The organism is Phenylobacterium sp. (assembly GCF_016793285.1).
Lineage (GTDB): Bacteria > Pseudomonadota > Alphaproteobacteria > Caulobacterales > Caulobacteraceae > Phenylobacterium.
Genome location: NZ_JAEUMO010000041.1, coordinates 1 through 11,025, shown reverse-complemented (window position 1 = coordinate 11,025; position 11,025 = coordinate 1). Strand labels below are relative to the sequence as shown.

The 11,025-nt window shown below is 70.6% G+C and carries 13 protein-coding genes and 1 tRNA gene; 8 read left to right on the top strand and 6 right to left on the bottom strand.

The features are described from left to right. From mscL (JNL41_RS04750) to aroA, 6 genes are all read right to left on the bottom strand, one after another. A partial coding sequence (mscL, locus tag JNL41_RS04750) for a large-conductance mechanosensitive channel protein MscL (RefSeq protein ID WP_293473123.1) occupies positions 1–332 on the bottom strand: 332 nt, incomplete at its 3' end. 109 nt (positions 333–441) lie between these two features. Beyond that, positions 442–870, bottom strand: a complete 429-nt coding sequence (gene mscL / locus JNL41_RS04745) for a large-conductance mechanosensitive channel protein MscL (RefSeq protein WP_293473122.1) — start codon at positions 868–870, stop codon at positions 442–444. Positions 871–1,057: 187 nt separating this feature from the next. Continuing rightward, positions 1,058–1,348 carry an integration host factor subunit beta gene (locus JNL41_RS04740; RefSeq protein WP_293473121.1) on the bottom strand — a complete coding sequence of 97 codons (291 nt, stop codon included), beginning with the start codon at positions 1,346–1,348 and terminating at the stop codon, positions 1,058–1,060. A 189-nt stretch (positions 1,349–1,537) separates the two neighbouring features. Then, complete coding sequence (gene rpsA / locus JNL41_RS04735; RefSeq protein WP_293473120.1) at positions 1,538–3,247, bottom strand: 30S ribosomal protein S1; 1,710 nt, start codon at positions 3,245–3,247, stop codon at positions 1,538–1,540. Positions 3,248–3,411: 164 nt separating this feature from the next. Continuing rightward, the gene (gene cmk / locus JNL41_RS04730) at positions 3,412–4,071 is read right to left on the bottom strand and encodes a (d)CMP kinase (protein WP_293473119.1); all 660 of its coding nucleotides are present in this window, start codon (positions 4,069–4,071) and stop codon (positions 3,412–3,414) included. Between the two features lie 38 nt (positions 4,072–4,109). Next, positions 4,110–5,471: a 3-phosphoshikimate 1-carboxyvinyltransferase gene (gene aroA, locus JNL41_RS04725; protein WP_293473118.1), complete on the bottom strand. Its 1,362-nt coding sequence runs from the start codon at positions 5,469–5,471 to the stop codon at positions 4,110–4,112. 136 nt (positions 5,472–5,607) lie between these two features. Here aroA and JNL41_RS04720 point away from each other — a divergent pair, with 136 nt between their 5' ends. The 8 genes from JNL41_RS04720 (at position 5,608) to JNL41_RS04685 (ending at position 10,933) form a co-directional block, all read left to right on the top strand. Beyond that, the gene (locus JNL41_RS04720) at positions 5,608–6,069 is read left to right on the top strand and encodes a TIGR02300 family protein (protein WP_293473117.1); all 462 of its coding nucleotides are present in this window, start codon (positions 5,608–5,610) and stop codon (positions 6,067–6,069) included. A gap of 169 nt (positions 6,070–6,238) precedes the next feature. Beyond that, positions 6,239–6,314, top strand: a tRNA-Ala gene (locus JNL41_RS04715). A 61-nt stretch (positions 6,315–6,375) separates the two neighbouring features. Continuing rightward, on the top strand, positions 6,376–6,819 hold the full coding sequence (gene rpiB / locus JNL41_RS04710; RefSeq protein WP_293473116.1) for a ribose 5-phosphate isomerase B: 444 nt from the start codon (positions 6,376–6,378) through the stop codon (positions 6,817–6,819). Positions 6,820–6,879: 60 nt separating this feature from the next. Continuing rightward, positions 6,880–7,443, top strand: coding sequence for a hypothetical protein (locus tag JNL41_RS04705; protein WP_293473115.1), 564 nt, complete (start codon positions 6,880–6,882; stop codon positions 7,441–7,443). Positions 7,444–7,460: 17 nt separating this feature from the next. After that, positions 7,461–8,834, top strand: coding sequence for a hypothetical protein (locus JNL41_RS04700; protein ID WP_293473114.1), 1,374 nt, complete (start codon positions 7,461–7,463; stop codon positions 8,832–8,834). After that, positions 8,831–9,835 (top strand): glycosyltransferase family 2 protein, encoded by a 1,005-nt coding sequence (locus tag JNL41_RS04695; RefSeq protein ID WP_293473113.1) that lies wholly within the window; start codon positions 8,831–8,833, stop codon positions 9,833–9,835. The genes JNL41_RS04700 and JNL41_RS04695 overlap by 4 nt, the downstream gene beginning before the upstream one ends. Further along, on the top strand, positions 9,832–10,527 hold the full coding sequence (locus JNL41_RS04690) for a class I SAM-dependent methyltransferase (RefSeq protein ID WP_293473112.1): 696 nt from the start codon (positions 9,832–9,834) through the stop codon (positions 10,525–10,527). The genes JNL41_RS04695 and JNL41_RS04690 overlap by 4 nt, the downstream gene beginning before the upstream one ends. Beyond that, complete coding sequence (locus JNL41_RS04685) at positions 10,514–10,933, top strand: GtrA family protein (protein WP_293473111.1); 420 nt, start codon at positions 10,514–10,516, stop codon at positions 10,931–10,933. The genes JNL41_RS04690 and JNL41_RS04685 overlap by 14 nt, the downstream gene beginning before the upstream one ends. Positions 10,934–11,025: the final 92 nt, after the last annotated feature.

The window sequence follows — 11,025 nt, the reverse complement described above, 5'->3', positions numbered from 1 at the left end:
GGCTCGGGCTGGCGGCGCATGGCGTTCACGGCCTTGACGATCAGGAACACGACCCAGGCCACGATCAGGAACTTGATGCCGGCGTTGATCAGCAGGCCGTACTGCACGGCCACCTGCTCGCTGGCCTTGGTCAGCGGATCGTCCGCCCGCAGCACCCACTCCATCTTCGAGAAGTCGACGCCCGAGGTCAGGAGGCCGATCGGCGGCATCACCACGTTGTCGACCAGCACCGTGACGATGTCGTTGAACGCCGCGCCGATGATCACGCCGACGGCGAGATCCACCACGTTGCCGCGCGCGATGAATTCGCGGAACTCCGAGAACATGCCCATGAAGCGCTCACTCCCTTTCAGGCCGGGCGCGCCCCCGCCGCCCGGCGTTCGTTGAACGAGAGCAGGAAGCCGCGTCGCCGGTAGCGTCAAGCTGCGCCGCGGACGCGGCCTAGGCTTTGCGCTCGGCCTTCAGCAGGTCGCGGATCTCGATGAGCAGGCGCTCCTGCGGCGGCGGCGCGGGCGGCGTGTCGGGCACGCCGGACTGCTCGGCCTCCCAGCGGCGCACCGTGTTGACGCCCTTCACCAGCCAGAACACCACCCACGACACGATCAGGAACTTCAGCGAGATGTTGATGAAGTGGCCGTACTTGATGGCCACCAGCTCGTCGGCCCGGGTCAGCGGATTGTCGGGCTTGAGCACGAGCTGCAGGTTCTGGAAGTCCAGGCCCGAGGTAAGCAGCCCGATCGGCGGCATGACGATGTCGTCCACCAGGCTCTTCACGATGTCGTTGAACGACGCGCCGACGATCACGCCGACCGCCAGGTCGACCACGTTGCCGCGCGCGATGAACTCGCGGAATTCCGTGAACACGCTCATGCGGATCTCAACCCCTTGATCGTCGTCCCCGGCTTGTCCGGGGATCCATGAACACAGTCGGCAGACAGCCGGCCGCGACGGCGCCGCCGCGGATCGTCGGGTCCTCTAGTGTCCATGGGTGGCCCGGACAAGCATATCCCGGGCGGGTCGTGGGGCGACCCGGGGCCGGGCCATGACGTCCCTGGAGCTAGCGCTCGTCCTCGACGTTGAGCCGCTCGCGCAGCTCCTTGCCGCTCTTGAAGAACGGGACGTGCTTGGCCTGGACGTCCACCGGCTCGCCGGTGCGCGGGTTGCGGCCGGCGCGGGCGTCGCGCGAACGCACCGAAAGCGCCCCGAATCCGCGCAGTTCGACGCGGCCGCCGTCCTCCAGGGCTTCGATCATCCGCTCGAGGATCACGCCCACGACGCGCTCGATATCGCGCTGCGTCAGGTGCGGGTTCTCCTCCGCGAGTTTCGCGATGAGCTCGGACTTGATCATTATCCCCTCGAACCGCGCGCGACCCTGCCCGACCCGACAGGAGGGATCAAGGCGCAAAACGGGTTTCCGCGACGCTATGGTCAAGCTTGCGCGGAGGGAAGCCGTTCAACCTTCGCGCGAGAGGCGAAAAACGCAAACGGCGGGCCGGTTTCCCGGCCCGCCGCACGTAACATCGTTCTGGAAGTCGTTCTATTCCTTGGAGGCCTTCTCGCGGAGCGCGGCGCCCAGGATGTCGCCCAGCGAAGCGCCCGAGTCCGACGACCCGAACTGTTCGATGGCTTCCTTCTCTTCCGCCATCTCCAGCGACTTGATGCTGAGCGAGATGCGGCGGGCGGCCTTGTCCACGTTGGTGACCTGGGCGTCCACGCGGTCGCCGACGGCGAAGCGTTCCGGGCGCTGGTCGGCGCGGTCGCGGCTCAGGTCCGACTTGCGGATGAACGCCGTCATCGGGGCTTCCTCGTCGCCGAACTTCACCTCGATGCCGCCCGAGGTGACCTCGGTGACGGTCGTGGTGACGGTCTGGCCCTTGCGGAAGGTGTCGCCCTGCAGCGGGTCGCCCGACAGTTGCTTGATGCCGAGCGAGATACGCTCCTTCTCGACGTCGACGTCCAGGACGCGGGCCTTGACGGTCTCGCCCTTCTGGTACTTCGCGATGGCTTCTTCACCCGGCGCGGCCCAGTCGAGGTCGCTCAGATGCACCATGCCGTCGATGTCGTTGTCCAGGCCGATGAACAGGCCGAACTCGGTGGCGTTCTTGACTTCGCCCTCGACGACCGTGCCGATCGGATGCTCGGCGACGAACTTCTCCCACGGGTTCTGCAGGGCCTGCTTGAGGCCGAGCGACACGCGGCGCTTCGACGGATCGACGTCCAGCACCACCACGTCGACTTCCTGCGAGGTCGACACGATCTTGCCGGGGTGGACGTTCTTCTTGGTCCACGACATTTCCGACACATGCACCAGGCCTTCGACGCCGGCTTCCAGCTCCACGAAGGCGCCGTAGTCGGTGATGTTGGTGATGCGGCCGGTGAACTTCGCGCCCACCGGGTACTTCGCTTCCACGCCGTCCCACGGGTCGGACTGGAGCTGCTTCATGCCGAGCGAGATGCGCTGGGTGTCCGGGTTGATCTTGACGATCTGGACCTTCACCGTGTCGCCGACTGCGAGCACCTGGCTCGGGTGGTTGACGCGCTTCCAGCTCATGTCGGTGACGTGCAGCAGGCCGTCGATGCCGCCCAGGTCCACGAACGCACCGTAGTCGGTGATGTTCTTGACCACGCCCTCGCGGACTTCGCCTTCCTGAAGCTGGCTGACCAGCTCGGTGCGCTGCTCGGCGCGGGCTTCTTCCAGGATGGCGCGGCGCGAAACCACGATGTTGCCGCGCGGCCGATCCATCTTGAGGATGGCGAAGGGCTGCTCGCGGCCCATCAGCGGGCCGACGTCGCGCACCGGGCGGATGTCGACCTGCGAACCGGGCAGGAACGCCGAGGCGCCGCCCAGGTCCACCGTGAAGCCGCCCTTCACGCGGCCGACGATGACGCCCATCACCGGCTCGTTCTTGGCGTAGACCTCTTCCAGGCGCGTCCAGGCTTCCTCGCGGCGGGCCTTCTCACGGCTGATCACCGCTTCGCCCATCGCGTTTTCGACGCGCTCGAGGAAGACCTCGACCGTGTCGCCGACCTTCAGCGGGGGCTTGTCTTCGCCCGGCGCGGTGAATTCCTTCAGCAGCACGCGGCCTTCGGTCTTCAGACCGACGTCCACGATGGCGAAGTCCTTCTCGATGGCCACGACCTTGCCGTGGACCACCTGGCCTTCCATGAAATCGCGCCCGCCGAGGGATTCGTCGAGCAGCGCGGCGAAGTCGTCGCGCGAGGGGTTGAGGCTCAGATCGTCAGCCATACTTCGTCTTTTCTCTTCAATGGCCTGCGGGCCCGCATTCCAACAGGAATCGGACGGAGTCCCGACGGCCGGGCTAGGGGTTGAACCGAAGACGCGGGAGACACCCCGCGCGGGTGAAGTCACGCCCGCAGACAGCGAGGGAAAGGCGCGGTTGGATTTGTCCGCTAGTCGGCCGCCTTCGCGGCTTCCCAGCGCACGCGCGCCGCCTCGACGATACGGCGGGCCGCATCGGCGGCGGCTTCTATAGTCAAATCGGTCGTGTCGAGCAACTGCGCGTCGGGCGCCTGGGTCATCGGCGCGGCGGCGCGGCCCCCGTCGCGGGCGTCGCGCTTCCTGATGTCGGCGAGCACGTCCTCGTAGCTCGCCGCCTCGCCCTGCCCCTCGAGCTGCTTCCAGCGGCGCTCGGCGCGGACCTCGGGGGTGGCCGTGACGTACAGCTTCGCCGGCGCGTCCGGACAGATCACCGTGCCGATGTCGCGCCCGTCCAGCACGGCGCCGCCGGGCCGCCCGGCGAAGGCGTGCTGGAAGTCGAGCAGCGCGGCGCGCACCGGGTGGTGGATCGCCACCCGGCTGGCCAGCTCGCCGGCCGCGCGGGTCCTGAGCGCGGGATCCTCGAGCTGGCCAGCCGTCAGGGTGGCGGCGATGGCGCCCACCGCCCGGGGATCGTCGAGGTCCAGGCCCGCGCGCTGGGCCAGCACGCCCACCGCCCGATAGAGCAGCCCCGTGTCCAGCACCGGCAGGCCGAGCACGGCGCCCAGCCGCGTCGCGATCGTCCCCTTCCCGGACGCCGCCGGCCCATCCACGGCGATGACGAAGGCGTTCATCGGCAGCGCGCACCGATCGTGGGGAGAGGCTCGCATGGTCACGCCGTCGCAGGCGCCTCTTCGCCGATGTCCGCGCCCAGCCCGCGCATCAGGTCTACGAAGCCGGGGAAGCTGGTGGCGATCATGCCGGGTTCGTCGACGCGCACGGGGGCCTCGGACGCCAGGCCGAGCACCAGGTGGCTCATGGCGATGCGGTGGTCGCCGTGGGTGACGACCGTCGCGCCGCCGGCCACGGGATGGTTGCCGCGCTCGGCGCCGACCACGGTCATCGCCTCGGGCTCCTCCTCGACGCCGATGCCGCAGGCGGCAAGCCCCGCGGCCATCAGGGCGATGCGGTCGCTCTCCTTGACGCGCATCTCGCCGATGCCGCGCATGGTGGTCTTGCCGCGGGCGAAGGCGGCGGCCACCGCCAGGATCGGATACTCGTCGATCATCGACGGCGCCCGCTCGGGCGGCGTCTCGACGCCCTCCAGCTCGGAGTGCCGCGCGGTGATGTCGGCCACCGTCTCGCCGCCCTCGTCGCGCACGTTGGTCACCGACAGGTCCGCGCCCATCTCGCCCAGGGTGTCGAGCAGGCCGATGCGCGAGGGGTTCAGCAGCATCCCCCGCACGGTCACCTCCGAGCCGGGCGTGATCAGCGCCGCCACCAGCGGGAAGGCCGCCGACGACGGGTCGCCCGGCACGCGGATCCTCGTGCCCCGCAGCCTCTGGCCGCCCGGCAGCACGATGCGGCGCGCGCCCGCGCCGGTTTCGATCACCTCGATCTCGGCGCCGAAGCCCTTCAGCATCCGCTCGGTGTGGTCGCGCGTGGCCTCCGGCTCGATCACCTCGGCGCCGCCGTCGGCATGGAGCCCCGCCAGCAGCACCGCCGACTTCACCTGCGCCGAAGGCTCGGGCAGGGTGTAGGCGACGTGCTTCAGCCCGCCGCCCCTGAGCGTCAGGGGCAGCCGCCCGCCCTCGCGGCAGATCCACGTCGCGCCCATCTGGCCCAGCGGCTTCAGCACCCGGTTCATCGGCCGCCCCCGCAGCGACTGGTCGCCGGTGAAGGTCGCCGACACCGCGAAGCCCGCCGCCGCCCCCATGATCAGCCGCACGCCGGTCCCGGCGTTGCCGCAGTCCACCACGTCGGCCGGCTCGGCGAACCCGCCGCGGCCTTCTATGCGCCACCGGCCCCCGCCCTGCTCGCTCGGGCCCAGGCGCTCCACGCCCGCGCCGAACGCGGCCATCGCCGCGGCGGTCCGACGCACGTCGTCGCCTTCGAGCAGCCCCTCGATCTCGGTCACGCCGGTCGCGAGCGCGCCCAGGATGAGCGCGCGGTGGCTGATGGACTTGTCTCCCGGTGCGCGCACCACGCCCCGCAGGGGGCCGGTGCGCCGGGCGGTCAGTTGAGCCGCCGACATATCTCGAAAACGCGCCTCTCGCTCAGGGTTCGTTTGGGGGGCCAGACTCGTGCGGGCGATTGCTTTGACAGGCGCTCCCCCGCGTGGCAAGGGACCCCGCTTTCCGCCAAAATCCTAATTCAGAGGGTCGCCGCCTTTGGCCAATCCCGAGCTGGGCACCAAGCAAATCTGCCCCAACTGCCAGGCTAAGTTCTACGATCTGAACAAGCGCCCCGCCCACTGCCCGAAGTGTGCGACCGAGTTCGATCCCGACGAAGCCGTCCGCAACCGCCGCGTCCGCGCGCGCGCCGTCGTGCCCGAGGACGATCAGGTCGAAGATCAGGTCGCCGACAAGGAAACCGAGGACGAGGAAGAAGAGGAAGAGGCCGCAACGCCCGAACTCGACGAAGTCTCCGACGAGCCGCCGCTGGCCAGCGACGAGGACGAGGACGAGTCCGAACCCGCCGCCCCCGGCGTGGGCGAGGACCTCGGCGAATTCGCCGACGACGAGGACGTCGAGGACGAGTCCGACGACGTACCGTTCCTCGAGGACGAGGACGAGGACGAGTTCGACGAGTCCGAGATCGAAGGCCTCCCCGGCGAAGGGGACGAAGACTGATCTCTGCGGAGGGCGGCCCACGGGCCGCCCTTTTCGTTTCGGGCGCCCGCCGATCCCGCCTCGGGAGGTGCGTCAAAAAAAGCCTGAGAAAGCGGCTTGATCGCGGGAACCGGTTTGAATAGGTTCCGCGCCTTCCTGGGGCCCCGGCCCCCGGGAGAACCCAAGACCTGGGGCTATAGCTCAGTTGGTAGAGCGCTTGAATGGCATTCAAGAGGTCAGGAGTTCGACTCTCCTTAGCTCCACCATGAAGGCCGCATCCGAAAGGATGCGGCCTTCGCCGTTGCAGGGCTCCGGAGAGGCGCAGACGTGACCGGCCGCATCGTGCTCACCAGCGACCACACCGCCATCGCGCTCCGGCAGGCGATCGCCGCCCATGTCATGGCGCAGGGCTGGGAGGTGGTCGACATCGGGCCCACGACGCCGGAGAGCACGCCTTATCCCGAGCACGGGGCGGCGGCGGCGCGGATGGTCGCTTCCGGCGACTGCCGGCTCGGCGTCATCCTGTGCGGCACCGGCCAGGGCATCATGATGGCGGCGAACAAGATCCGGGGCGTCCGCTGCGGCGTCTGCGCCGACACCTTCTCGGCCCGGATGATCCGCCAGCACAACGACGCCAACATGCTGGCCCTCGGCGCACGCGTGGTGGGCGAGGGCCTGGCGTTGGACATCGTCGACGCCTTCCTGGCCGCCTCCTTCGACGGCGGCCGCCACGCGCCGCGCGTAGAGATGATCAAGGCGCTCGAAGGCTAGCGCCGGCTGTCCGCCCCTCAGCCGTTGCGCGCGGGCGGCGGCGCGGCCTAAATGCCGGCCATGCGCACGTCTTCCTTCCTCATCGCGCCCGCGCTCGCGGGCCTGCTCGCGCTCGCCGCCTGCGACCAGCCCAAGTTCCGCGACAAGGGCGACAGCGCCACGGCGCCTTCGGCCGCCGCGCCGGCCGCCGACGCCGCGCCCAAGGCGCGCGTGATCCCCAGCAAAGCGGAGCCGGTCCCGGGGCCGCCGGAGTGGGCCAAGGGCGTCATGGGCAAGAACCTGCGGGCCGCCTATCCGAAGACCGGCATCTGCAAGGGAAACACCGACATCGTGGACGTGAAGTTCACCGGCGACCCGGCCGGGACGCAGCTTCTCGGCTGGGGCTGGGACGTGCCGAACAAGGTCCGCGTGGCCAAGGTGGTCCTGGTCGACAAGAGCCTGAACATCGTGGGCGCCGGCGGCGGCGGAGTCGAGCGGCTCGACGTGCCGCAGGCGCTGCCCGAGATCACCGACAAGATGACCGGCTGGACCGCCGTGACCAGGCTCACCGCCGGCCCGCTCGACGCCTACGGCGTGGTCGGCGACGGCGACGCGGTCTGCGTGCTGGGCCACATCGAGTTCTGACGCCGAGCCCCGGGCCGATGCCCCGCAGTTCCCCCTCCGACGCCTTCGCGGCCGAGTCGCTGACGCGGGCGCCGTGGCTGGCCGCGGCGGTCTTCTCCGCGCTGGCGGCGGTCGCCTTCGCCTGGCCTAGCTGGCCGGGCTACATGAGCTACGACAGCCTCTTCGCCTATGAGCAGGCCCGCTACGGCGTGGGCACCAGCCTCTGGCCGCCGCTGCACACCTACATGTTCATCGCCAGCCGCGCGGTGGGGGCCGACACCTGGGGCGTGCTGATCGCCCAGTCCTTCGCGCTGCTGTTCGGCGCAGCGCTGGTGCTGCACAGCCTGATCGCGCGCCGCGCGCTGGCCTGGACGCTGTGGGCGCTGTTCGTCGGGGGCCTCGTGTTCTTTCCGACACTGCTGGGCTCGATGATGGCCCACTGGCGCGACGTGCCGACCGGCAGCTTCTCGGTGCTGGGGTTCGGCCTCTGGCTGCAGGCGGCGCGGCTCAGGTCGTGGCCGCTGCTGATCCTCGCGGTCGTTTCCTTCGGCGTCTCGGTCGGCCTGCGCTACAACGCCTTCGTGCTCGCCGCGCCCGCACTCCTCCTGATGGTCTGGCGGCCGTTCCTGGCCGCGGCCACGCCGATGGCCGCCCGCGCCGCGACCCTGGCGCTGGTGATCGCGAGCCTGGGACTCGCCTGGGCCTCGACCCAGTGGCGCCTGCCCGACCTCGTGCGCCTGCCTGACGCCAGGAACATCGCCGGCACCCAGCTCTTCGACGTCATCGGCATCTCGGCCTGCTCGGGCGTGAACTACCTGCCGAGGGGGGTCACCGCGGGCCAGCCGATCACCGTCGCCCAGATCCGCCGCGCCTACGACCCGCGCCACCTGCTCTCGACCCTGGCCGTCTATCCGGGCCAGCCGCGGTTGATCGAGACCGATGCCGGGGGGCAGGTGGGCGAGACCTGGGCGCGCTTGCTCACCGCCGAGCCCGGCTGCTACGTCGCCCACCGCTCCGCCGTGTTCGCCGAGCAGATGGGGATGCTGAAGAGCGAGGTCTTCTACCCCGTCCACGGCGGCATCGACGCCAACGCCTTCGGGCTCGCGCTGTCCCACCCCGACCTCGCGGCGAAGGTCCGCGGCTACGTCACCAGGACGGCGCCCGAGTTCCCGCGCCGCCCGTTCTGGCTCTACCTCGGCGCGATCGTGCTGGGCCTGGCCGCGGCGGCCCGCGCGCGCGCGCACGCCTTGCTGCTGCTTTCGATCCTGGCCGGCGTCCTCGCCTATCCGGCGCTGCTGTTCATCGCGGGCCCGGCCGCCGACGCGCGCTACATCTTCCCGTCCAACGCCACGGCCCTGCTGCTGTGCATCGTCAGCCTGGGCCTGCTGGCCGGCCGCGGGAGCCGCCGATGAGAGCCCGCGAACGGACCGCGCCCGCCCACCCGCGGCGCCGGCGCGACGACCGGCCCGCGCCGGCGCTCTCGGTCGTGGCGCCCTGCTACAACGAGCAGGAGGGGCTCGCCGCCTTCGTCGAGCGCATGACCGCCGCCTGCGCCGCCGTCGCCGGCGACGACTACGAACTGCTGCTGGTCAACGACGGCTCGCGCGACGCCACCTGGGCCGTGATCCAGGCGATGGCGGCCGGCCATCCGGGCGTCGTCGGCGTGAACCTCTCGCGCAACTACGGCCACCAGCTCGCCGTCACCGCCGGCCTCGCGCTCGCCCGCGGCGACCGCGTCCTGATCATCGACGCCGACCTGCAGGACCCGCCCGAGCTGCTGGGTGAGCTCTCGTCGCGCATGGACGAGGGCTACGACGTCGTCTACGCGCGCCGCCGCACCCGCGCCGCCGAGAGCCGCTTCAAGCTGGCCACCGCCGACCTCTTCTACCGCCTGCTGGGCCGCCTCTCCGACGTGCGCATCCCGCGCGACGTGGGCGACTTCCGCCTCGTCTCGCGCAAGGTGGTCGACCGGCTGAACGCCATGCCCGAGCAGGACCGCTTCATCCGCGGCATGGTCGCCTGGCTCGGCGGCCGGCAGACCGAGGTGCTGTACGACCGCGACGCCCGCTTCGCCGGCGAGACGCACTACACCCTGGGCAAGATGCTGAAGCTGGCCGCGGCCGGCCTGACCGGCTTCTCCACCGTTCCGCTGCGGCTCGCCATCGTCTTCGCCGCCATGGGCATGTTCATCGCGCTCGGCGTGCTGGGCTATGTGCTCTGGGGCTTCGTGACCGGCAACGTGGCGCGCGGCTGGACCTCGCTCGCGCTCATCACCGTCTTCTTCGGCATCGGCCAGTTCGCCTGCCTGGCCGTGCTGGGCAGCTACATCGGCCGCATCTTCATCGAGGTGAAGGACCGGCCCCTCTACTTCGTCGACGAGATCGTCTCGGGCCGGAAGGACGACGAGCCGTGAAGGCCTCCGAATTCGACAAGTTCGCCGAGGAGTACCTGGCGACGCACAAGGGCAACATCGCCATCACCGGCGAGGACCCCGAGTACTTCGCCCGCTACAAGATCGAGACCGTGGCCGCGCGCCTGAAACGGCTGGGCCTGCCGGCGCCCAGGCGCATCCTCGACTTCGGCTGCGGCATCGGCAATTCCGCCCCGCACCTGCGGGCCGCCTTCCCCGCGGCCGGCATCGTCGGGCTGGACGTGTCGGAGAAGAGCCTCGCGGTGGCCCGGCAGCGCTTTCCCGGCGTCGCCGACTTCCGGCGCTACGAGGGCGGCGCCGACATGCCGCTGGAGCCCGGCTTCGACCTCGTCTTCTCGGCGTGCGTCTTCCACCACATCGAGGCCGACGAGCACGTCGCCCTGTTCGCGGCGCTCAGGGGCCTGCTCGCGCCCGCAGGACGGCTGGCGGTGTTCGAGCACAATCCCTGGAACCCGGTGAGCCGCTACATCGTCGCCACCTGCCCATTCGACGAGGACGCGGTCCTGATCCCCGCGGCCGAGTTCGCGCGCCGCCAGCGCCGCGCCGGCTTCGGCCACGTCGACGTCGCCTACACCGGCTTCTTCCCGGGCCCGCTGAAGGCCCTCCGGCCGCTGGAACGCGCCCTGACCCGGCTGCCCCTGGGCGCTCAGTACTACACCCTTGCCGCGGCCTGAGATCCTGCGCCGGGAGGCGGGCACGGTCGCCCGCTTCGGCCTGGCGGGCCTCGCCAACACCGGCTTCGGCCTGGCGGTCATCCTGGGGCTGGAGCTGGGCCTGGGCGTCGAGCGCCATCTGGCCAACGCCGCGGGCTACGCGGCCGGCGCATTGCTGGGCTTCGCCCTCAACCGCCGCTTCGTCTTCACCGGCCCCATGGCGGAGCGGGGCCTCAAGACCCGCTACGTCCTGACCCTCGCCATCGCCTTCGCGGTGAACCAGGGCGTGCTGAGCGCCGGCGCCGCGCACCTGCCCGCCGACGACCTCGGGCGCACGGCGGCCCAGCTCTGCGCGCTCGGCAGCTACACGGTCACCCAGTTCCTGCTCATGCGCCTGTGGGTGTTCCGCGCCGGCGCCGGGACCTGAGCCGCCCCGCGCAGGAGCCCCCCGAACTGGCGGCGCATTGCAACCGGGTGGCTGAATTCCCATCTGAACGGTGTCCGGTCGGGGCGTGCCTC